This window comes from Roseibium sp. QJM3NY_11 (genome assembly GCF_056173175.1).
Genome location: NZ_CM149660.1, coordinates 3,582,244 through 3,603,914 on the forward strand (window position 1 = coordinate 3,582,244; position 21,671 = coordinate 3,603,914).

General features: G+C 62.6%; 18 protein-coding genes. 7 read left to right on the forward strand and 11 right to left on the reverse strand.

Annotation, left to right across the window (positions count from 1 at the left end; translation table 11 throughout):
* Positions 1–49: 49 nt before the first annotated feature.
* Positions 50–1,483: a cytochrome P450 gene (locus AC0VX3_RS16555; RefSeq protein WP_475521427.1), complete on the forward strand. Its 1,434-nt coding sequence runs from the start codon at positions 50–52 to the stop codon at positions 1,481–1,483.
* Positions 1,480–2,562 (forward strand): lysophospholipid acyltransferase family protein, encoded by a 1,083-nt coding sequence (locus AC0VX3_RS16560; RefSeq protein ID WP_475521428.1) that lies wholly within the window; start codon positions 1,480–1,482, stop codon positions 2,560–2,562. Before AC0VX3_RS16555 ends, AC0VX3_RS16560 begins: the two co-directional genes overlap by 4 nt.
* Before the next feature lie 22 nt (positions 2,563–2,584).
* Here the strand turns inward: AC0VX3_RS16560 and fghA are convergent, their stop codons facing one another.
* Entirely contained in the window at positions 2,585–3,412 is an 828-nt protein-coding gene (gene fghA / locus AC0VX3_RS16565; protein WP_475521429.1) for an S-formylglutathione hydrolase, read from the reverse strand.
* A 63-nt stretch (positions 3,413–3,475) separates the two neighbouring features.
* Positions 3,476–4,588: an S-(hydroxymethyl)glutathione dehydrogenase/class III alcohol dehydrogenase gene (locus tag AC0VX3_RS16570; protein WP_475521430.1), complete on the reverse strand. Its 1,113-nt coding sequence runs from the start codon at positions 4,586–4,588 to the stop codon at positions 3,476–3,478.
* 392 nt (positions 4,589–4,980) lie between these two features.
* Between AC0VX3_RS16570 and AC0VX3_RS16575 the strand changes: the two genes are divergently transcribed.
* The 5 genes from AC0VX3_RS16575 to AC0VX3_RS16595 all read left to right on the forward strand — a co-directional run bounded on the left by AC0VX3_RS16575 (position 4,981) and on the right by AC0VX3_RS16595 (position 10,961).
* The gene (locus tag AC0VX3_RS16575) at positions 4,981–6,234 is read left to right on the forward strand and encodes a sarcosine oxidase subunit beta family protein (RefSeq protein WP_475521431.1); all 1,254 of its coding nucleotides are present in this window, start codon (positions 4,981–4,983) and stop codon (positions 6,232–6,234) included.
* 16 nt (positions 6,235–6,250) lie between these two features.
* Complete coding sequence (locus tag AC0VX3_RS16580) at positions 6,251–6,556, forward strand: sarcosine oxidase subunit delta (protein ID WP_475521432.1); 306 nt, start codon at positions 6,251–6,253, stop codon at positions 6,554–6,556.
* Entirely contained in the window at positions 6,553–9,555 is a 3,003-nt protein-coding gene (locus tag AC0VX3_RS16585; RefSeq protein WP_475521433.1) for a sarcosine oxidase subunit alpha family protein, read from the forward strand. The genes AC0VX3_RS16580 and AC0VX3_RS16585 overlap by 4 nt, the downstream gene beginning before the upstream one ends.
* A complete protein-coding gene (locus tag AC0VX3_RS16590) occupies positions 9,548–10,123 on the forward strand; it encodes a sarcosine oxidase subunit gamma (protein WP_475521434.1) in 576 nt (191 codons plus the stop codon). Before AC0VX3_RS16585 ends, AC0VX3_RS16590 begins: the two co-directional genes overlap by 8 nt.
* Before the next feature lie 112 nt (positions 10,124–10,235).
* A complete protein-coding gene (locus tag AC0VX3_RS16595; protein ID WP_342895899.1) occupies positions 10,236–10,961 on the forward strand; it encodes an endonuclease/exonuclease/phosphatase family protein in 726 nt (241 codons plus the stop codon).
* Positions 10,962–11,080: 119 nt separating this feature from the next.
* On the opposite strand, the gene AC0VX3_RS16600 is transcribed toward AC0VX3_RS16595, so the two are convergent.
* The 9 genes from AC0VX3_RS16600 to AC0VX3_RS16640 all read right to left on the reverse strand — a co-directional run bounded on the left by AC0VX3_RS16600 (position 11,081) and on the right by AC0VX3_RS16640 (position 21,584).
* A complete protein-coding gene (locus AC0VX3_RS16600) occupies positions 11,081–12,592 on the reverse strand; it encodes an inorganic phosphate transporter (RefSeq protein WP_475521435.1) in 1,512 nt (503 codons plus the stop codon).
* A 150-nt stretch (positions 12,593–12,742) separates the two neighbouring features.
* Positions 12,743–13,228, reverse strand: coding sequence for an NUDIX hydrolase (locus AC0VX3_RS16605; RefSeq protein ID WP_475521436.1), 486 nt, complete (start codon positions 13,226–13,228; stop codon positions 12,743–12,745).
* 121 nt (positions 13,229–13,349) lie between these two features.
* The gene (locus tag AC0VX3_RS16610; protein WP_475521437.1) at positions 13,350–14,240 is read right to left on the reverse strand and encodes a nitrilase-related carbon-nitrogen hydrolase; all 891 of its coding nucleotides are present in this window, start codon (positions 14,238–14,240) and stop codon (positions 13,350–13,352) included.
* Positions 14,241–14,356: 116 nt separating this feature from the next.
* Positions 14,357–14,548, reverse strand: coding sequence for a hypothetical protein (locus AC0VX3_RS16615; RefSeq protein WP_475521438.1), 192 nt, complete (start codon positions 14,546–14,548; stop codon positions 14,357–14,359).
* 107 nt (positions 14,549–14,655) lie between these two features.
* Positions 14,656–16,473, reverse strand: coding sequence for a single-stranded-DNA-specific exonuclease RecJ (recJ, locus tag AC0VX3_RS16620; RefSeq protein WP_475521439.1), 1,818 nt, complete (start codon positions 16,471–16,473; stop codon positions 14,656–14,658).
* Between the two features lie 11 nt (positions 16,474–16,484).
* Positions 16,485–17,480 (reverse strand): class II fructose-bisphosphatase, encoded by a 996-nt coding sequence (gene glpX, locus AC0VX3_RS16625; protein WP_342895893.1) that lies wholly within the window; start codon positions 17,478–17,480, stop codon positions 16,485–16,487.
* A gap of 49 nt (positions 17,481–17,529) precedes the next feature.
* Positions 17,530–18,852 carry a homoserine dehydrogenase gene (locus AC0VX3_RS16630; RefSeq protein WP_475521440.1) on the reverse strand — a complete coding sequence of 441 codons (1,323 nt, stop codon included), beginning with the start codon at positions 18,850–18,852 and terminating at the stop codon, positions 17,530–17,532.
* Positions 18,853–18,874: 22 nt separating this feature from the next.
* A complete protein-coding gene (locus AC0VX3_RS16635; RefSeq protein WP_475521441.1) occupies positions 18,875–20,092 on the reverse strand; it encodes an LL-diaminopimelate aminotransferase in 1,218 nt (405 codons plus the stop codon).
* 256 nt (positions 20,093–20,348) lie between these two features.
* Positions 20,349–21,584: a GGDEF domain-containing protein gene (locus AC0VX3_RS16640; protein WP_475521442.1), complete on the reverse strand. Its 1,236-nt coding sequence runs from the start codon at positions 21,582–21,584 to the stop codon at positions 20,349–20,351.
* Between the last annotated feature and the right edge of the window lie 87 nt (positions 21,585–21,671).

Genomic DNA, 21,671 nt, shown 5'->3' on the forward strand with positions numbered 1-21,671 from the left:
TGAAAATGAAATACTTCCGGCGTGACTTGACTGAATTTGGATTGTTTTGGTGACCTTACCCACGCAGCAGCCCGAGGACACACGGCAAGACGGCGAGATGGACATCGCCCCGGCCGAGGATTTTGTCCCGCCCTACCCGTTTCGCCACGAGAAAATGCCGCCGGTCTGGACCCTGATCGGCATGGCCAAGCGGAATTTTCTCTCCATCTGGGGAATTGACGACTTTCAAAGTCGTTTGCGCAGCAAGCGGGTTTTCACGCGCGAGTTGATCATCTGCAACCGGCCGGATGTCGTCCGCGAGGCGTTTCAGTCCAACCACGAGGTCCTTCAGCGCAAGAGCCCGCAAATGCGCCATGCGCTGGAGCCGCTTCTGGGCGACGGCCTGTTCATAAGCGACAGTGAAACCTGGGCCAAACGCCGCAAGGTGGTCGCACCGATCATTCACGGCTCGCGCGTCAAGGGATTCGCGCCGATCATGATCGACACGATCGATGAGAAACGCGCCGAATGGGCTGCGCTCGGCGACGGCGCGGAGATCGACGCACTCGCCGACATGGCGCATCTGACCGCGGAAATCATTTGCAGAACCATTTTCGGGCGCCAGCTCGGCAAGAATTACGCCGCCGAAGTCGTTCAGGGATTCTCCGAATACCAGCGCCACATCGACCAGATCGATCTGTTTTCCCTGTTCGGACTGCCCGAATGGCTGCCCCGCATCCGGGGCCGTGCCATCAAGCAGCCGGTGCAGCGTATCATGTCCGTGCTCGACGAGATCATCGACAGCTATGAAGCCCAAAAGGAAAACGGCGAGGCATCCGTGATCGGGGGCCTGCTTGAGGCGCGCGACGACGAGGGCAATCCCCTGAGCCGCGATGCGATCCGCAGCGAAGCAGCCGTGATCTTCATGGCCGGCCACGAGACCACCGCCAATACCCTCGCCTGGGCCTGGTTTCTGCTGTCCAACTGCGCCCGCTCGCGCAAGCGGTTGCAGGACGAACTCGACACGGTGCTCGCCGGGCGCACGCCCACGTTCAAGGACGTTGCCAGCCTGCCCTTCACAAAGGCGGTCATCGAAGAGACCCTGCGCCTCTACCCGCCGGTTCCGATCCTTGCCCGGGAGGCAACAGGAGACACGACCATCGGCGGCAAAGCGGTCCCGAAGGGGTCGCTGGTCATGGTGGTGCCCTGGCTGATGCACCGCAACCCGGTTCTGTGGTCGAAACCGGATGTGTTCGATCCCGGGCGCTTTCTGGATCCGAAGGCCAAGAAACCGAACAAATACGGCTATGTCCCCTTCAGCATCGGCCCTCGCATCTGCGCCGGTCTTCAGTTTGGCATGACGGAAGCGATCCTCAGCCTGGCCATTCTCGCCCAGAATTTCGAGCTGAAGCTGAAGGACGGTGCCGATATCCAGCCGGTCGCGCGGCTGACCCTGCGCCCCGGGGACCGGATGCCGATGACGCTTCACCCGCGCAGCACATGAGCAAACCGTCCCGGCTGGAAGACATCCCATTTGCCGAGACGCTCGCGGAAGACCCCGACGCGCCGCCGTTGGGCGACCTGTTTTCCCGCGACCGGGGACTGCGCCTGAAGGCCAATATCCACTGGATACGGCACACGAAGGACGGGCTTCTCAACACCGTCTTTCATCACATTCTGAAGCGCTGCCCTGCGGAAGCCGTTTCCAACTTCGGCCATGCGCTCGTTCCGCTGATGCGCTGGTCCTACCGCAACAAGGTCTTTCCCCGCCGCATTCGCGAAAATTTCTCCGCACTGACACAAGGCCGCTGGCCGGAAGGCGACGCCACCCGTGAGAAAGAGGCGCTGGGAAGGTGGTGGGGGAACATTTCCAGGACCATATCCGAATTCAGTATCGTCAACAGTTTATGGAGTTCTTCTCGAGTAGACGTTGAAGGTATCGAGCATCTGGAAGCCGCCCGGCGAACAGGCTGCCCCATCGTTTTCACCTCCATGCATCTCGCCACCTGGGAAGCGCTCTTCGTGGCGATACACGAAGGCCTTGCCGGCCCCAGTATCGGTCCGTTCCAGCCCGAACCCAACCGGTTCAAGAACCGGATCGTGCACGCCATCAGGAAGGAACGGAACCAGTATCTGTTCCCGCCGGGCCAGCGCAGTGCCTACCGCCTGCGCAGGCTGATGTCAGGCGGCCGCTATTGCATGACGATTTTCATTGACGAGGTGCGGGACAAACAGGTGCACCTGCCCTGTTTCGGCCGCAAGCTTCCTCAAAAAGGCAATGCGGTGGTGGCGGTCAAGATCGCCAATTCCAGCGGGGCCACACTCGTGCCGACCTACCTGACACGCACAGGACCCGCGCGTTTCAAACTGGTCATCCTGCCTCCGGTTGAAAGGGCAGAGGGAGACGGGCGCTATCCCGTTCAGCCAACGCTTCAGGCGCTCAACGATGTGTTCGAACCGATCGTGGTCGAACACATCGAGGAGTGGTACATGCTGGGCGAGTTGCGTCTTCCGAAGACTTTCGCGAAGAGCGCCTGGGCCAGGTCGCTCGCCGTTCGAAATGAACAGGCCCGGAGCGGTTAGGCCTGGCGGTTAGGCCTGGCGGTCAGGCTTTCAGGCGCGCCGCATGCCAGGCAACGTGATCGCGAGCGAAGGACGAGACGAAATAATAGGAATGGTCGTAGCCTTGCTGGAGGCGGTAGGTGTGCGCCGTTTTCGTATCGGCCAGGGCCGTCAGCAACGCGGCTGGCCGCAAAAGGTTGTAGAACTGATCGTCCGCGCCCTGGTCGATGAGCACATCCGAGGCCCAGCCCTTGTCCTCCAGCAGCCGCGCAGCGTCATGGGCGGCCCACACGGTTTCATCGGGACCCAGATACGCCCCGAGCTGCTTGCGGCCCCAGTCCGACCGCGTCGGGTTGGCGATCGGCGCGAAGGCGGACAGGGACTGGTAGTGGCCGGGATATTTCATCGCCAGGGTCAGGGCGCCGTGTCCGCCCATGGAATGGCCGGTGATGCCGTGATGGACAGAGACCGCGAACTTCTCCGTCACCAGGTCGCGCAATTCGCTGGCGATGTAGGTTTCCATCTGGAAATGCGCCGCCCAAGGCGCTTCGGTGGCGTTGACGTAGAAGCCGGCTCCCTGCCCCAGATCATAGGCCTCGTCATCGGCAACGCCGTCGCCACGCGGGCTGGTGTCGGGAAACACGACGGCCAGGCCGAATTCCGCCGCATGCGCCTGAAGGCCCGCCTTGGTCATTGCGTTTTCGTGGGTGCAGGTCAGGCCGGACAGATACCACAGGCACGGAACCGGGCCGTCTTCTGCCTGCGGCGGCAGGTAAACGGCAAACGTCATTTCCGAGCCGCAGACGTCCGACACATGACTGTAGACGCCTTGAACGCCGCCGAAGGCCTTGTTTTCAGAAACGGTTTTCATTGTCATGGGTCTCCACTTTCGAGTGGCGGCCGCGACGGGTCGCGGCGCTGCGCAGGCGGATGATCAGTAAAGCACGACGGAGCGGATCGATTCGCCGGCATGCATCAGGTCGAAGCCCTTGTTGATGTCTTCCAGGGGCATGGTGTGGGTGATCATCGGGTCGATCTCGATCTTCCCGTCCATGTACCAGTCGACGATCTTCGGAACGTCCGTGCGCCCGCGCGCGCCGCCGAAGGCTGTCCCGCGCCACGACCGCCCGGTCACAAGTTGGAACGGACGCGTCGAGATTTCCGCGCCCGCGGCCGCAACGCCGATGATGATGCTTTCGCCCCAGCCCTTGTGCGCCGCTTCCAGCGCCGTGCGCATGACATTGACATTGCCGGTGGCATCAAAGGTGTAATCGGCCCCGCCCTTGGTCAGATTGACCAGATAGGGAACCAGATCCCCTTCGACCTCGGTCGGATTGACGAAATCGGTCATGCCGAAGCGCTCGGCCATCGGCTTCTTGTCCGCGTTCAGGTCAACCCCGACAATCTGGTCGGCACCCGCAAGACGGAGGCCCTGGATGACGTTGAGACCGATGCCACCGAGGCCGAACACGATCGCCCGGGAGCCGATCTCGACCTTGGCCGTGTTGATCACCGCGCCGATGCCGGTGGTGACCCCGCAGCCGATGTAGCAGACCTTGTCGAAGGGGGCGTCCGGATTGATCTTCGCCAGCGCGATCTCCGGCACAACCGTATAGTTGGCGAAGGTGGACGTGCCCATGTAGTGAAGGATCGGATCGCCGTCGAGCGTGGTGAACCGCGACGAGCCGTCCGGCATCAGGCCCTGGCCCTGGGTGGAGCGGATCGCCTGGCACAGGTTGGTCTTCGGATTCAGGCAGTATTCGCAGGTGCGGCACTCGGGCGTATAAAGCGGGATCACGTGATCGCCCGGCTTCAATGTCGTCACTCCGGGACCGACTTCCACGACAACCCCGGCGCCTTCATGGCCCAGGATCGCCGGGAACAGGCCTTCCGGATCGGCCCCCGACAAGGTGAACTCGTCCGTGTGGCAGATCCCGGTCGCCTTGATCTCGACCAGCACCTCGAACGCGCGCGGACCTTCAAGGTTCACGGTGGTGACTTCGAGAGGTTTTCCGGCCTTGACGGCAACGGCGGCGCGAACTTCCATGGATGGGACTCCTGATTGGACTGTTTTGTCGAGGTTTACCCTGCGCGTCGGCAATTGCAAGAACCGAAGCGGCATCCGCAGTCGCGATTGCGCCCGCAGGCATGACAAACGTGATCCCGGGTGTGAAAACAGCGCCTTCAACCCCTTGATTTTCTCGGCTTTCCGGCGGAATGCTGCAAATGGCCGCACGGCTTGCGACACCCATGTCGTATTCAGACCAGCAGGCGACTGAAACCTTATACGCAAGGACCGGCCCAATCGCGAATATGCCCGCCAATGGACGGGACCCCGCCGCATTCGCTATGGTCCCCCCTGAAACATTACAAACCTCTTGGCGGGCATTCCGGGACTTTCCGGATCAACCGGCCGGCAACGTGCGGAGCTGCTGCTTCATGAAGCGATATTCCTTCCTGGAACTGGCCAAGAATGCCTTGTCCGCACACAAGAACTGGGGCCGTCAATGGCGCGCGCCCGAACCCAAGGCCGCCTATGATGTCGTCATCGTCGGCGCCGGCGGCCATGGTCTGGCCACGGCCTATTACCTTGCCAGGGAACACGGCATCCGCAACATCGCGGTCATCGAGAAAGGCTGGCTCGGCGGTGGCAACACCGGCCGAAACACGACGATCGTGCGCTCCAACTACCTTTGGGAAGAAAGCGCGGCGCTCTACAATCATGCAATCAACCTGTGGCAGGGCCTTTCCCAGGAGCTGAACTACAACGTCATGTATTCCGCCCGCGGCGTCATGATGCTGGCGCACACCGTCCATGACGTTCAGGTTGCCCAGAGACACATACACGCCAACCGCCTGGCCGGTGTCCAGAACGAGTGGCTGACACCCGAACAGGCCAGGGACTACTGCCCGCCGCTCAACATCTCAAAAGATATCCGCTATCCCGTGATGGGCGCCGCGCTCCAGCGAGTCGGCGGGACGGCGCGCCACGATGCGGTGGCCTGGGGCTATGCCCGCGGCGCCGACGCCCTGGGCGTCGACATCATCCAGAACTGCGCCGTGACGGGAATTCGCCGTGGTCCGGACGGAGCGGTGGAAGGGGTTGAGACCGCCAAGGGCTTCATCGGCGCCAAGAAGGTGGGCGTCGTGGCCGCCGGGCACACATCGACCGTCATGGAGATGGCCGGTGTGCGCATGCCGCTTGAATCCTATCCCCTGCAGGCGCTTGTCTCCGAACCGGTCAAACCCGCCTTTCCGTGCGTCGTCATGTCCAACACCATCCACGCCTACATTTCTCAGTCGGACAAGGGGGAACTGGTGATCGGTGCGGGCACGGACCAGTTCATCTCCTATTCCCAGACCGGCGGCATCCACATCTCCAATCACACGATCGACGCGATCTGCGAGCTCTTCCCGCATTTCCGGCGCATGCGCATGCTGCGCAACTGGGGCGGGATCGTGGATGTCACTCCGGACCGCTCACCGATCCTGTCGAAGACCCCCGTTCCCGGGCTTTACGTCAATTGCGGCTGGGGCACCGGCGGCTTCAAGGCCACACCCGGATCCGGCCATGTCTTCGCGCATACCATCGCCCGCGATGAGCCCCATGCGATCAACGCACCGTTCACCATGGACCGGTTCCGCACCGGCCGCCTGATCGACGAAGCGGCCGCTGCCGCCGTCGCTCACTAAGCGGAGACCTCATCAGATGCTGCTGGTTTATTGCCCCTATTGCGATGTCGAGCGCGCGGAGACCGAATTCTCCTGCCGTGGCGAAGCCCATATCGCACGTCCCGCCGACCCGACGCAGACCAGCGACGAGGACTGGGTGGATTTTCTCTACATGCGCTCCAACACCAAAGGCCTCTATGCCGAACGCTGGCGGCACATTCACGGCTGCGGCCGCTTCTTCAACGCCGTCCGCGACACCGTCAGCGACAGGTTCCTGAAAGTCTACAAGGCCGGCGAGCCAAAACCCGACCTTGAAGCCATTGCCAAGGAGGCCGGCAAATGAGCCAGCCATTCCGCACGGAAAAGGGCGGCCGCATCGACCGTGCCGCGCAACTGACCTTCACCTTCGACGGCGAAGAAATGCAGGGTCACACGGGAGACACGCTTGCCTCCGCCCTGCTGGCCAACGGCGTTCATCTTGTCGGCCGTTCGTTCAAGTATCACCGTCCTCGCGGCATCGTCAGCGCCGGCTCGGAGGAGCCGAATGCCCTGGTCGGCATCTACCGCAACGGCGACCAGACACCGAACATGCGCGCCACCCAGGTCGAACTCTACCAGGGTCTCGAAGCGATCTCGCAAAACCGGTTTCCCTCCCTCGGCTTCGATATCGGTGCCGTCAACGACCTGTTGTCGCCGTTGTTTCCGGCCGGCTTCTACTACAAGACCTTCATGTGGCCGAAATCCTTCTGGGACCGGGTCTATGAACCGGTGATCCGGTCGGCGGCAGGCCTCGGCAAGCCCCCGAAGAACGCCGACACGGATGTCTATGGCAATCTCTACGCCCATTGCGACGTGCTGGTCGCCGGGTCCGGACCTGCCGGCCTCGCCGCGGCACTCGCCGCGGCGGAAACCGGCGCGAAGGTGATCCTGTGCGACGAGCAGGCGGAGTTCGGCGGCAGCCTCCTGAGCGAAGCCGGTGCCAGCATCGACGGCGGCACGCCCGCTGACTGGATTGCCGCAACGGTCGCCAGATTGTCGGCAATGGACAATGTCACGCTGCTGCCGCGCACCACGGCTTTCGGGTATTTCGCGCATAATTTCATTGCCCTGGCCGAGCGTGTGACCGAGCACCTGGCCGATCCCGACCCTAGACTTCCGCGCGAACGGCTGTGGCAGGTGCGGGCCAGGGAAGTCGTGATCGCGGCCGGAGCCATCGAGCGACCGATGGTGTTCCCGGAAAACGACAGGCCCGGCATCTTCCTCGCCGACGCCGGCCGGACCTATCTCAACCGCTACGGCGTGAAAGTCGGCCACAAGGTGCTGGTCGCGACCGCTTGCGACACCGCCTGGCAGGCGGCGTTCGATCTCGCCGACCAGGGCGTGGAAGTCACCGCGATCGCGGACATGCGCGAGGCCCCGCCCGAGAACCTGATTTCCATCGCCAGGGCGCGCGGCATCCGCGTGGAAGCCGGCTGTGTGGTCACCGGAACGCTCGGCCGCAAACGGGTCAGGTCCGCTCTGCTCGGACGCCTGATGACATCCGGACAGGTTGCGTCCGGCGGACAGGTCGACTGCGACGCGATCCTGATGTCCGGCGGCTGGACACCGACGGTCAGTCTGTATTCCCAATCCCGCGGCAAGGTCGTCTGGGACGCTGCCAAGGGCGCCTATGTGCCCGGCACGTCCGTTCAACATGAACGCTCCGCCGGAGCAGCGAAAGGTCTCTACGGGCTGCAAGCCACCCTCGAAGACGGCTATGCGGCCGGGGAAGAGGCCGCTCGGGCGGCCACCGGCCAGACTGCCGCGATCACCCGTGCCACCGCCACCGGAGGCGAAGCCGGGTCCGGCGGCACTCTCGGCGCCATTCCGCATGACCGCAACGCATCCCGCGTAAAGGCCTTTGTCGACTACCAGAACGACGTGACCGCCAAGGACGTGCAGCTTGCCGTGCGCGAGGGCATGCACTCGATCGAGCACATCAAACGCTACACGACCACCGGCATGGCCACCGATCAGGGCCGTCTGTCCAACATGAACGCGCTGCAGATCGCCTCCGGTGCCCTGGACCGCCCGGTACCGGATGTCGGACTGACGACATTCCGCCAACCGTTCACGCCAACGACATTCGGCCTGTTCGCCGGGGTCTCGCGCGGTGATTTCTTCGATCCGGTCCGCAAGACGCCGTCTCACGACTGGGCCGTCGAGAACGGCGGCATCTTCGAGGATGTCGGCCAGTGGAAACGCACCTGGTATTTTCCGAAAGACGGAGAGGACATGCATGCCGCCGTGGCGCGCGAATGCAAGACCGTGCGTGACAGCGTCGGGCTGTTCGACGCCTCGACGCTCGGCAAGATCGAGGTGGTCGGACCGGATGCCGCCGAGTTCCTGGAGCGGATGTACACCAATCCGTGGAAAAAGCTGGCGCCGGGCCGCTGCCGCTACGGCCTTCTGCTGAACGACGCCGGTTTCATCACCGACGATGGCGTGATCGGACGTCTGACAGAGGATCGTTTTCACGTCACCACCACCACCGGCGGCGCGCCAAACGTGTTCGCGACAATGGAAGACTACCTGCAGACAGAATGGCCGGACCTCGATGTCTGGATCACGTCGACGAGCGAACAATATGCAGTGGCCGCGGTTCAGGGTCCGAAAGCCCGGGAGGTCATCGCGCCATTCGTCGATGGTGTCGACCTGTCCGCGGATGCCTTCAGCCACATGAGCGTCAGGGAAGCCACTTTCTGCGGCGTCCCCTGCCGTCTGTTCCGGATTTCCTTTACCGGTGAACTCGGCTTCGAGATCAACGTTCCGCGCCGCCATGGCCAGATGATGTGGGAAACCCTTGCCACGGAAATCGGCAAGCACGGCGGGACCCCCTACGGAACCGAAGCCATGCATGTCCTGCGGGCCGAAAAAGGCTATATCATCGTCGGCCAGGACACGGACGGAACCGTCACGCCGCAAGACGCCGGCATGACCTGGGCCATCGGCAAGAAGAAACACGATTTCGTCGGCAAACGCGGCCTGGACCGGCCGGATCTTGTTGCTGAAAACCGCAAGCAACTCGTCGGCCTGCTGACCAAGGACCCCAAGGTGAAACTGGAGGAAGGGGCTCAGATCACGGTGTCTGAGACCCCGGCGACCGGCACCCCGGCAGAAGGGCATGTCACCTCGTCCTACTACAGTCCCGCCCTTGACCGCACCATTGCACTGGCCATCGTGAAGAACGGCCACGCCCTCGAGGGCAGCACGCTCTACGTGCCCATGCCGGACGGCAGCATTCCGGTCGAGATAACCGGCACGGTGTTTTTTGACAAGGAAGGAGCGCGGCTCAATGTCTGAACTTCTGGCAAGCGACCTGATCACGCCCGACGCGGGCGAAGTGCCGCTGCTCAGTCTGGCTGAGGTTTCCATATTGAAGTGCGCTCCGATCGCGCGGCTTTCCTTTCGAGGCCGGAAGACGTCGGTCGCGGACGCGGGAGCCGCGTTCGGCACGGCTCTGCCCGACACGCCCCTCGCATGTGCGACGGCCGCCCGGCGGGCAGCACTGTGGATGGGACCGGACGAATGGACACTGCTGGCACCGGAGGACGACCTGCAGACGGTGTTCTCCGCCATCGAGGCCAGGCTCGGCGACACACCCCACGCCCTGGTCGACATCTCCGACCGCTCCCAGGCCATCATAATCAGCGGCGACAAGGCGGCCTGGCTGCTCAACACCGGGATATTCATCGACCTGTCACCGGAAGCCTTTCCGGTCGGAACGGTCACGCGCACAATTTTTCACAAGGCGCCGGTGATGCTCTGGCGTACGGGTCCGGACACGTTCGTGGTCGAGGCCTGGGTGTCGTTCATGGAGTATCTATCCGGGCTGCTGGTTCAGGCTGCGCAGGAGCTGGAAGCGGCCTGAACGGCTCTGAAGGGTTCTGAGGGGCAAAAAACTGCCTAAAAAGGCTGCCGGGCCGGACTCCTGACACCGTTCGGCTTGCATCTTGCCGCATTGGCCCGCATCTCTTTCAGCCATGCTCAAGATCGGCTCCTATAATATCCAGAAATCCATCGGGGTGGATGCCCGCCGCCGTCCGGAACGGACGCTCAAGGTGATCCAGGAACTGGACTGCGATATCCTGGCGCTTCAGGAGGCCGACAAGCGCTTCGGACCGCGCGAAAGCACACTGGATCCGGACAGTATTCTGGCCGAGACCGACTTCCGGCCTGTGCCGTTCGACACGGGTGAGAAGAGCCTCGGCTGGCACGGCAACGCCGTGCTTGTGCGCAATTCCATCGAGATCCTGGACCATCGCAAGCTGGACCTGCCGACACTCGAGCCGCGCGGAGCGGTGGCCGTGGACCTGATTGTCGGCGGTGAAAAGATCCGGATCGCGGCAATGCATCTCAGCCTGGTGGCACATTTCCGCAAGAAACAGATCACGTCGCTCATGCACCAGTTGCACGCGCACCTCGATTACCTGCCGACCGTGCTGATCGGCGACCTCAACGAGTGGCGCGATTCTGCCGGCAGCATCCGGCTGTTCGAGGAACGTTACGAAGTCACCACGCCCGGACGGAGCTTCCCGAGCCCGCTTCCCGTCGGCAGCCTGGACCGGATCATCACCAGCCCGGAATTCACGGTGCAGCAGGCCGGTGTTCACAAGTCCAGAACGGCCCGCGTCGCGTCGGACCATCTTCCGGTCTGGGCACATCTGACCCTGGAACCCGCCGGTCACCTCGCAGACCGCTCCGATTGAAGCTCCGCGATTGACAGGCTGCGATTGACAGGCCGCGATTGACAGGCCGCGATTGACAGGCCGCGATTGACAGGCCGCGATTGACAGGCCGCGATTGACGGGCCGCGATTGAAAATCCCCTAGAGGGCGAAAATCAGGCTCAGCAGATGAAACAGCGCCGCGGCAAACAATGCGGTTGCCGGAACGGTGACGACCCACGCGGCAACAATCGTCAGGAGATTGGCCCGCCTGACCAGAAGCCGGCGCCGGCGTTCCTCCCGATTGCGCATCATCTTGCGCGGCTTGATTCGGCCGTTTTCGGTGACATAACGGTTGCGATGCCATTCGCGGTAGAATCCGACACCGAAAACCGCACCGACGGCAATATGCGTGGACGAGACGGGCATGCCGAGAGCCGAGGCCATCAAGACGGTGGTGGCGGCTCCGAGGGTGACGCAAAAAGCCCGGACGGGACTCAATTTCGTGATTTTCTTGCCGACCACCATCACCAGCCGCCGGCCAAACAGCAAAAGACCGGCGGAAATGCCGAAGGCCCCGACCGCGCTCACCCACAGGGGAATTACCGGATTGAGTGCCCCCATGTACCAGAACACAAGGTCCGGGAAGTCACTTGATTGACTGAGCACGATGGCCGCCAGCGGGCCGACGGCATTGGCAACGTCGTTCGCTCCATGGGCGAATGACAGCAGGCCGGCGGTGACCATGAGCGGAATTGCAAACAGTTGCCGCACCGCGCGCGCGGTGTTTTCCTGAGTGACTGTCTGCTTGCGTACGACGTGCAGATAGATGCGCCAGACAACCAGTGCGGTCAGCACCGCGAGACCGATGGAAAGCCATTCAGGCAGATCGAGCAGGCGGTCACCGGTCTTTTTGGAAACATACGCGGCAAAGAAGCCCCCCAGCAGACCCAGCAGTATGGGGAGCCAGAACCGGGCCGCGGCGAGCCTGTCGGCGGCATAGACCACCCGGGAATTGATGAAAGCCATGAAGGCCGCCGCGATCAGCCCGCCCAGAACCGGAGAGGCAACCCAGGTCAGCGCGATGGTCGAGACCGTTGTCCAGTTGATTGCCGCGAAGCCGCTGGCCGCAACGCCGGCTCCGACGACACCACCGACAATGGAGTGGGTCGTGGACACCGGCGCACCGACCAATGTGGCGAAATTGATCCACAGGGCGGCGGCGGCCATGGCGGTCAGCATTGCCTGCATGAACGTGAAATTATGCCGGACATCGTCCGGGCTCAGGATCTGACTGGAGACCGTGGAGACCACATCCGCCCCGCCAAGCAGCGCTCCGGCGCTTTCACAGATCGCGGCGAGAACGAGGGCGCCGGTCAGGCTGATCACGCGGGCGCCGACCGCAGGAGCGACATTGTTGGCAACATCGTTTGCACCGATGTTGAGGGCCATGTAACCGGCAATCGCGCTTGCGGCCACGAGAATGAGCGCGTTCGACATGTCGCCGGAAACGATCTGGGAAGCGGCTACCGCCGCACACAGGCCCAGAAAAATCACGGCAAGACCAGTCCCGGTCAGGCGGCGGCCCATCGCTTCCGCCGCTTCGCCGACGAATCCGAGCCTGTCGAGATCCTTGTCCAGATCTTTCGCTTTGAGGTCTCTGTTTGTCAGCAAGCTGGCGGCCCAATCTCGAGAGAAACACGGGAGCCGGCACGAGATGCCCAGCCACCGGTGTCCCGGTTGAAAATCATGCCGTCATTGATCGCACGCCCGCGCGACACCCTTGCGTCGTTCATAGTAACTGAACTGGATTGGAACGGGTTTTCAGACGAGGTCAGAGCGGTGCTTTCGCAAGAAACGCCCCAGCGCCGGCTCATCGACGGCCTCGATGGCCTCGGACAGGGGCAGCCAGAACAGTTTCCGCTGGCCGATTTCCGGGAAGCTCTGCAACTGCTTTTTGAACCGGACCCTGAAAACCAGGACCTTGGTCCGGATCCTGAGCCCGTCCGACAGGCCCTTGAAGGACCGGAAACTGCCCATGGCGCGCGAATCAGGTTCGCCGACAACGCCGGCTTCTTCATAGGCTTCGATAACCGCGGTCTCGTAGGCCGGCTTGTCTTTCTCCGGCCATCCTTTCGGCAGGATCAAACGGCCTGTCCCGCGCGTCGATACAAGCAGAATCTCGGGTTCGTTGTCGCCCGGGCGACAGCACAGCGCGGCGATCTGCAAACGGCGCGGTCTGACGAACAAACCACTGAAACCGTGCAACCACGATATGTTCTGAACTGTTAAAGCCTTTGCGACACTCATCTCTATACCGCCTGTTCCGGGGTGGACGTTATATAGAGGCAAAAGAATTTTCCGTCCAGTCAAAAGTGCACACTGTGCACATTTCTATTGCTGCCGGTCCGCAATGATCACGGACCTGCATTCAGACATTGGAAATCCTGACATGATCGGCGGACCACGCTCCGGGCCAGACTTCGGCATTTCCCGACTTCAGGTCACGCAACATCCGAACCGGCACGTCGGCGATCAGGAACGGGTCTTCACCATTGGCGCCGGATGTTGGCGGAATTTCGGCGGCAACTCCGCAAAACCCGAACTCTTCTTCGCATGGCAGATACAGCGCGGCTCCGGACACATTGGTGTCGTTCTGCGTGGTTCCCTTCGCTGTGCCGACCACCCCGCAAACGGCGACGGCACACAGAAGTTCCACGGCCCGGGCTTTTGCACAGCCGAACACGCGGTGATATCCGGAGAGTTTTTCCGTCATGGAGGGAACCAGCAACAGATCCAGTTCCTGGCGGGCCAGAAGACTGCTCAGCGCGGGCATTTCCACATCCAGACAGATCAGGATCGCCATTTTCAGCCCGTCGAGGTCAAACACCTTCAAGTTCGTACCGGGCGTGAGGTGCCAGGTGTCCGGGCTCTGTTCGAACGGCGTCAGACAGAGCTTGTCCTGCCGGATCTGCCGGCCGTCGGCCGTCAGGAGTACGGCCGTGTTGGTGATGCCCGCAGGCGTCCTGACCGGCATCGAGCCGGCAAGAAGCGAGACGCCTTGCTGTCTCGGCAGGTCCGCCAGAAGGGGCAGCAGGTCCTGGCCGACATCCGCGAGAAAGGCCATTTCCTCTTCGGGCTGCAAGCCTTCCGGCTTGAAGGCAAGGCAGCATTCGATCAGGTATTCCGGCAGGACAAGGAGCCTGGCACCTGCCGCGGAAGCCCGGGCAAGCCCCTCCCCGATCTGCGCCGCGAACGCGCCCACGCTTTCAGGCGCGCGGCCGAGATTGAAGGACCAGAGAGCAATTGGATAATGGGTCATCTGTTGCCGTTTTGTCTTTCAGAAAGACGACAGAAACAAGGCCTGACCCTGACCGTATCAGGCCTCAGGAAGGCGGAACGGAAAACTATGTTGATCCAGTCTCGATGATCAAGGGATCAATCGAGGAACATGCCGGCAAACAGGGCCAGTACAACCAGCAGACCGGTTGCAAGCGTCGCGGACCTGGGCTGCGCGGGCAAGGTCTTGAACTTGGCCGACCGCCGGACCTCACGTATGCCCTTCAGCGCCCTGTCGGTACGCCGGTCTATTTCCGCAAAATAGGGCGAAAGCTCATTCTGAGCGTGCATGCCTGATCCTCACGATTCCTTCGCGTGGACAAAAACTAGGCGCGGGTCCTTAGGGTTTGGTTAACGGCACATTCGATCAACACGCCATCAAGGCACTCAGCAGACCATCAAGGACGGCTTTTCTGCGGGTCTGCAACATCCAGAATGCGGAGCTGCACTTTCCGCGAGCCCTGCCAGGTGTCGATGGACAGGGTTCCGGCAACATGGAGGCCCCGCCCCCGGCCCTCAAGCAGCATTTTTCCGTGCGGCTTGTCCTCGGCCTTGAAACAGATGGCTTTCAGGCCGGCGCCGTCGCCGGCAGTGATTGTCGCGCGCACATGGCCCTTGCCGACAACATCCGCATAGGAGATGCGGTGCGCTGGGAATGCAAAAACCGGCTCGGAATGACCGGCGCCGTAAGGGCCTGCCTTTTCCAGCAACTCCAGAAGCTCAAGCGTTGCCCCTGTCGCCGTCAGCGCCGCATCGACCGACAATTCCCGGCTGGCGGTGGCGGCCTCGACATCAGCCTGCAGCGATTCGTTGAAATAGGCTTCCAGATCAGCGATCTTTTCCCGGCGGACCGTGAGCCCGGCAGCCATGGCATGCCCACCGCCCTTTTCCAGCAATCCGTCGTCGACGGCCTGGCGAACCGCCTTGCCGAGATCGACCCCCGGTATCGATCGGCCGGAGCCGGTCCCCTTGCCCGTTTCGTCGAAAGCGACCGCGAAGGCCGGCCTGCGATGGGCTTCCTTGAGCCGTGAGGCGATCAGGCCGACAATGCCTGGATGCCAGTCCGGCGAGCCGGTCAGAAGAACCGCGGGATCTCTTGTCTCGATGGCGTAGGCAGCTTCCGCGCCGGCCTGTTCGAGCATCACCGCTTCCATTGTCTGACGCTCGCTGTTGAGCTGGTCGAGACGTTCCGCGATGGCGCGGGCCTCATGCGGGTCCTCGGTGGTCAGCAGCCGTGCTCCGAGCGCGGCATCCCCGATCCGGCCGCCCGCATTGATCCTGGGCCCGACCAGAAATCCAAGATGGTAGGGCGCTGGCCGGCCGCTGACGCGGGCGGCATCCGCCAAGGCCGTCAGTCCGTGGTTGCGCCGCTGATGCATGACCGCCAGACCGCGGGTGACATACGCCCTGTTGAGGCCCTGAAGCGGCACGACATCGCACACCGTTCCCAGTGCCACCAGATCGAGCAATGCCATCAGGTCCGGCTGTGGCCGGCTTGCGAAGGCACCACGCCGGCGCAATTCCCTGTTCAACCCAACCAGGAACAGGAAGGTCACGCCGACCGCCGCCAGATGTCCCTGTCCGGAAAGGTCATCCTGGCGGTTGGGATTGACCAGCGCGCGAACGTCCGGAAGCGTCTCACCGACCTGGTGATGATCGATGACCACGACATCGAGTGACAGCCTGCCGGCCGTCTCGAAGGCCTCGAAAGACGTGCTGCCGCAGTCCAGCGTAACCAGCAGTTCGGCGCCGCCCTGGTGCAGGGCCTCGATGGCAGGTCCATTTGGTCCGTAGCCCTCGATGATCCGGTCCGGAATATGGATCACGGGATCAAGACCGAGCCACTGGAGATATTTGGCCAGAATTGCGGAGGACGTCGCGCCGTCGACGTCGTAGTCGCCGAAGATCGCGATCTTGCGGCCGGCCTCGACGGCGTCCGCGACCCTTTCGACGGCGGCATCCATGTCCACGAGCGTGGAGGGATCGGGCATGAGCAGCTTGAGAGCGGGATCCAGGAATGCCGGCGCATCGTCGGGCAGAACACCGCGCGCCGCCAGCACCCGGGCCAGAACGTCGGGCAAACCGTGCGTCTGCGAAATGGCCATCGCGGCGCGTGCGTCGGCGACGCTCAGGCGTTCGCGCCAGGCATTGTCATTTGCGGAACGGGAGACCCCCAGTACGAGCCTCCTGTCATCTTCCCCGGATGTTCCCAGCATTCAGCGCCGTCTTAGTCCATATGGAATTTTTCAAGATCCGTGTGCTGGGCCTTGATGTAACGCACCGTGCCTGTGGATGACCGCATGACGACGGTATGCGTGGTGACATGATGGCGGCCGAACCGGACGCCTTGCAGAAAGTTGCCGTCAGTCACACCGGTCGCCGCGAACAGAACGTCCGGCCCGGCCATTTCCTCGAGCGTGTACTTCTTCTTGATGTCCTCGATGCCCATGCGGTGGGCACGTTCGACCTGCTCCTCACGGGTGATGACCAGCCGGGTCTGCATCTGGCCACCGATGCACCGCAGCGCCGCGGCTGCCAGCACGCCTTCGGGCGCACCACCGATGCCGATATACAGGTCGATGCCGGTCTCGTCCGGATCCGTCGTGTGAATGATGCCAGCCACGTCGCCGTCGCCGATCAGGCGGATGGCTGCACCGGTCGCGCGGATGTCCTCGATCAGCCGGGCATGACGCGGGCGGTCCAGGACACAGGCGGTGACTTCGTTGACCTTGACGCCCTTCTCCCTTGCCACGGCGGCGATGTTGTCGGCGATCGGTGCGTCGAGATCGATCAGTCCGGCCGGATAGCCCGGCCCGATCGCGATCTTGTCCATGTAGCTGTCAGGGGCGTTCAGCAAGTCCCCTTCGGGAGCAAGGGCAATGACCGCCAGGGAATTCGGCAGGTTCTTGGCGCAGATGGTGGTGCCTTCCAGCGGATCGAGCGCAATGTCCACCTTGGGGCCCTGCTTGGTGCCGACGTTCTCGCCGATATAGAGCATCGGCGCCTCGTCCCGCTCACCTTCGCCGATCACGACCGTCCCGTCGATCGGCAAGCGGTTGAGCTCGCGCCGCATCGCGTCCACAGCCGCCTGGTCCGCCGCCATCTCGTCACCATGGCCCCGCAACCGGGCGGCCGAAACAGCCGCTCTTTCGCTGACACGGGCCAGTTCAAGCGTCAGAATACGGTCCAGTCCGCTCGCCGGCTGTTTTTCAGTTTTGGACATCAACTTCTCCAGTCTCTCCCCGCAAGACGCCTGGGCGGGCACTCACGTGTCAATTCAGTTTTTCGATACGGATCATCTGCGGCTTCTCGGCGACGACGCCCTTGGACATGACCACGTCCAGTGCCTGCTTGATCGCCACCTCAGTGGTTTCATACGTGATCAAGATGACAGGTTGAGGCACTTCGACGTTGCCCTTCACGGGCGCATCGGCCTCCGCGTTCCGCTTTTGAACGATGGACTCCAAAGATATCCCCGCTTCTCCCATGCAGCGGGCAATCTCCGCGAATGCGCCCGGCCGGTCGAACACGGACAGCCGAATGTAATAGCCGCCCTCGTGCAGGCGCATGCGCGCCCGGGTATAGTCCTTCAGGTCCGCCGCGGGCGTGCCCAGAACCGGGGTCCTGTCGCCGCGCGCGATGTCGGCGATGTCCGAAACGACGGCAGACGCCGTTGCCTTGCCGCCGGCTCCGGGTCCGGCCAGAACGATCTCGCCGACAAAGTCACCATCCACGGCAACCGCGTTGAGGACACCGTCAATCCGCGCGATCGCGGATGCCTTGGGGACCATGGTCGGATGCACGCGCTGTTCGATGCCCGTTTCAGTGCGCTGCGCGACGCCCAGCAGCTTGATGCGGAACCCCAGTTCGTCGGCGGCCTGGATATCCGCGGTCGCGATCGAAGTGATCCCTTCCATATAGATATCGTCGCAGGCGATCTTCGTTCCGAAGGCCAGGCTTGTCAGGATGGCAAGCTTGTGCGCGGTATCGTTGCCCTCGATATCAAATCCCGGATCGGCCTCGGCATAGCCCAGACGCTGCGCATCAGCGAGGCATTCCTCGAAGCCGATGCCGTCGGTTTCCATGCGGGTCAGGATGTAGTTGCAGGTGCCGTTGAGGATCCCGTAAACGCGGCTGATGTCGTTTCCGGCCATCGATTCGCGCAAGGTCTTGACGATCGGAATGCCGCCGGCGACCGCTGCCTCGTAGTTCAGGCAGACGTTGCCCGCTTCCGCCAGGATCGCCAGGTCGACGCCGTGCCTGGCAAGCAGTGCCTTGTTGGCGGTGACGACATGGATGCCCCTATTGAGCGCAGCGCGGACGCTGTCCTCCGCGGGCCCGCTGTCGCCGCCGATCAACTCGACGAAAATGTCTATGTCGGCCTTTTCCGCCATCTCGACCGGATCGGTGAACCAGGTCAGACCGGACACGTCGAAGCCGCGGTCCCGGGTCCTGTTCCGGGCGCTCACCGCAGTGACGGTTGCCGCGCGACCGGATTTGCGGGCGATCTGTCCGCCATGCTGCGACAGGAGTTGCAGGACGGAGGCCCCCACGGTGCCAAGCCCTGCAACGCCAACTTTCAATGCTTCAGCCATGCGGAAAAAAGTCCAGTTCTAATCAGCCAGAGGTTCCGAGCGGGATGACGTTGTGCAGCTTTTGGTCCGCTGTTTCAAGGAAGCGGCGGATATTTCTCGCGGCCTGACGCAGCCGCTGTTCGTTTTCCACCAGTCCTATGCGCACATAGCCGTCGCCATGTTCGCCAAAGCCGATGCCGGGCGCCACCGCAACCTCCGCCCGCTCCAGAAGAAGCTTGGAATATTCGAGACTGCCCAGAGCGCGGAACTTTTCCGGGATGGGGGCCCAGCAGAACATGCTGGCCTGAGGCGCGGGAATGTCCCAGCCGGCCCGACCGAAGCTTTCCACGACCACGTCGCGGCGGCCCTTGTAGGTTTCCCGGATTTCACGAATGCAATCGTCAGGCCCGTTGAGCGCCGCGGTCGCCGCCACCTGGATCGGGGTGAAGGCACCGTAGTCGAGATAGGACTTGACCCGTGCCAAAGCCGCGACAAGCCGTTCGTTCCCGACCGCAAACCCCATGCGCCAGCCGGGCATGGAAAAGGTCTTGGACAGGGAGGTGAACTCGACGGCAACATCCATCGCGCCGGGAACCTGCAGGACCGACGGCGGCGGTGCCGCGTCAAAATAGATTTCCGAATAGGCCAGATCGGACAGGATGAAGATGTTGTGCTTGCGCGCAAAGGCCACAACATCGCGGTAGAAGTCGAGATCGGCGCAACAGGCGGTCGGGTTCGAGGGATAACACAGTATGATCGCGATCGGCTTGGGCACCGAGTGGATCACCGCCCGTTCCAGCGCGTCGAAAAACTCCGGTCCCGGCTCTGCGGGAATGTTGCGGATCGAAGCCCCAGCCATCAGAAAGCCGAAGGTGTGGATCGGGTAGCTCGGGTTCGGGCTCAGGATCACGTCGCCCGGCGCCGAGATGGCCTGCGCCATGTTGGCGAAGCCTTCCTTGGACCCGAGTGTCGCGATGACCTGGCTGTCCGGATCGAGCTTGACGCCGAACCGGCGGCCGTAATATGCGGCCTGCGCCTTGCGCAGACCCTGGATGCCTTTTGAGGCCGAATAGCGGTGCGTGCGCGGGTCCTTCACGGCTTCAGTCAGCTTGTCGACGATATGTTGCGGCGTCGGCAGGTCCGGATTGCCCATGCCAAGATCAATGATGTCCGCTCCATCCGCGCGCGCCTTGGCTTTCAGGCGATTGACCTGTTCGAAGACGTACGGCGGCAGCCGTTTGACCTTGTGGAATTCCTCCATGACGCGAATCCTTGCGAGTTAACAGTTGACTGCGCCAATCACCCGGCGCGGCGGCAGCCCAGCGGGGCCCTTTTAGCAGCCCGGAAAAAAATGCACACCCGTCTTTGCGTTGCAAGCCGACTAAATTTGCCGCGATGTCCGAAACGATGCCGTTCAGGGCGTGCAATGGCCCTGTTCCCCGGGCCCTGGGCGCGAAAACTCCCGGACCGTGACCGTCGCCCAGCGCCGGCTTCAGGTGACGGCTTGTCCGATTGGATCAGGCCGCGTTTTTGTGCTGGGTGGGGAAAGCAGGCTTCCGGGCGGAGTTTCTTGCCGAACCGCTGGTGGTCAGGTCGACCGCGACGATCTGGGCCTTGCCCTGCCTGCCGGCCTTTTCAAGGCCGCGTTCCGCGGTTTCCATCACCCGCCCGAGGCGCGTGACGGCGCTTGCCGTGACGAATCCGACGCTGACCGAGATCATCAGCTTGCCTGCCGACGCCTCCTCGCATCCGAGGCCGAATTGCCGGCACAGGCTTTGCGCGGTCAGACGGGTACGCTCATGATCTGTTTCCGGCAGGAAAACGGCGAATTCGTTTTTCCCGATGTGGCCGGCCACGGCGGTTTCCCCGACCGTGTCCTTCAGGATACGGGCGAACAGCTGCAACAGGGCGTCGCTCATTGCCGGGCTGTATTTCTCGCCGACGGTCTTCAGTTCATCCAGATCAAAGAGAACCAGGCTGTAACCCGATCCGTTTTCCCGGTTCTCCCGGATCCAGGCCTGCGCGTCATCGCAAAATGCACCGCGGGTCGACAAGCCGGTCACGTCATTGCGCGCATTCTCTTCCCGCGAAAGCTCCCGGGATTTCTCGACGAGCATAGACGGGGGCAGAACAATGGTCATGACCGTGGAAAACAGCAGCACGACCAGATAAACGGTCATGAACCCTTCCGGGAATGCGGACAGGAACGTCGGGAATTGCAGCAGGTTCTGGTTCAGCATGAACCAGGCGAATGCAGCGCATTCGACCAGGATGGTCATTCCCAGCAGTCTGGCGGAATGCAGCTTGTCCGTGTTTTCGAAAAACACCATGGCGGCCATCCACAGACCTCCCAGGATCAGGCAGCTCTGCACGTAATTCACACGGAAAAGGAAACTCTCCAGGAACGGCGGGAACAGGCACATGACCAGCCAGCCGGTTGCGACAATCGCAAACACCCACAGGTGTCCGCGCAGGCCCAGAAGCACCGCGAGGCCGGCGCGCCTCAATCCGATTGCCAGAATGATCAGGAAATTCGCGCCGATGATGCTCAGACCGTCCGGTATCGTGCCGCGAAGGCCGATCAGCAGCGTTCCGCAGCCCGCCAGGAACAGACCGGCCGCCCACAAGGCAAGACTGCGCGATCCCGCAAGGCTTTTCACAGGCCAGAACCGGTAAAACAGCAGCAGAACCGCGCTGCCGGCGAAACCGGCGACGGTGAGACAGGCAAACAGTGTCGGCGTATCGAGTTGCATCAAAGAAATGCCCTGAAAAAGTCCTGGAAGAACCCTAGGTCACCAACCCTTAAAAGAATGCGTATTTCACCAACCCGCAATCGCGCC

What these genes read in the sequence shown, in the direction of transcription:
- AC0VX3_RS16560 (WP_475521428.1), top strand. Translation starts at nt 1,480, where the DNA reads ATGAGCAAACCGTCCCGGCTGGAAGACATCCCATTTGCCGAGACGCTC.
- fghA (WP_475521429.1), bottom strand. Translation starts at nt 3,412, where the DNA reads ATGAAAACCGTTTCTGAAAACAAGGCCTTCGGCGGCGTTCAAGGCGTC.
- AC0VX3_RS16570 (WP_475521430.1), bottom strand. Translation starts at nt 4,588, where the DNA reads ATGGAAGTTCGCGCCGCCGTTGCCGTCAAGGCCGGAAAACCTCTCGAA.
- AC0VX3_RS16575 (WP_475521431.1), top strand. Translation starts at nt 4,981, where the DNA reads ATGAAGCGATATTCCTTCCTGGAACTGGCCAAGAATGCCTTGTCCGCA.
- AC0VX3_RS16580 (WP_475521432.1), top strand. Translation starts at nt 6,251, where the DNA reads ATGCTGCTGGTTTATTGCCCCTATTGCGATGTCGAGCGCGCGGAGACC.
- AC0VX3_RS16585 (WP_475521433.1), top strand. Translation starts at nt 6,553, where the DNA reads ATGAGCCAGCCATTCCGCACGGAAAAGGGCGGCCGCATCGACCGTGCC.
- AC0VX3_RS16590 (WP_475521434.1), top strand. Translation starts at nt 9,548, where the DNA reads ATGTCTGAACTTCTGGCAAGCGACCTGATCACGCCCGACGCGGGCGAA.
- AC0VX3_RS16595 (WP_342895899.1), top strand. Translation starts at nt 10,236, where the DNA reads ATGCTCAAGATCGGCTCCTATAATATCCAGAAATCCATCGGGGTGGAT.
- AC0VX3_RS16605 (WP_475521436.1), bottom strand. Translation starts at nt 13,228, where the DNA reads ATGAGTGTCGCAAAGGCTTTAACAGTTCAGAACATATCGTGGTTGCAC.
- AC0VX3_RS16610 (WP_475521437.1), bottom strand. Translation starts at nt 14,240, where the DNA reads ATGACCCATTATCCAATTGCTCTCTGGTCCTTCAATCTCGGCCGCGCG.
- AC0VX3_RS16615 (WP_475521438.1), bottom strand. Translation starts at nt 14,548, where the DNA reads ATGCACGCTCAGAATGAGCTTTCGCCCTATTTTGCGGAAATAGACCGG.
- recJ (WP_475521439.1), bottom strand. Translation starts at nt 16,473, where the DNA reads ATGCTGGGAACATCCGGGGAAGATGACAGGAGGCTCGTACTGGGGGTC.
- glpX (WP_342895893.1), bottom strand. Translation starts at nt 17,480, where the DNA reads ATGTCCAAAACTGAAAAACAGCCGGCGAGCGGACTGGACCGTATTCTG.
- AC0VX3_RS16630 (WP_475521440.1), bottom strand. Translation starts at nt 18,852, where the DNA reads ATGGCTGAAGCATTGAAAGTTGGCGTTGCAGGGCTTGGCACCGTGGGG.
- AC0VX3_RS16635 (WP_475521441.1), bottom strand. Translation starts at nt 20,092, where the DNA reads ATGGAGGAATTCCACAAGGTCAAACGGCTGCCGCCGTACGTCTTCGAA.
- AC0VX3_RS16640 (WP_475521442.1), bottom strand. Translation starts at nt 21,584, where the DNA reads ATGCAACTCGATACGCCGACACTGTTTGCCTGTCTCACCGTCGCCGGT.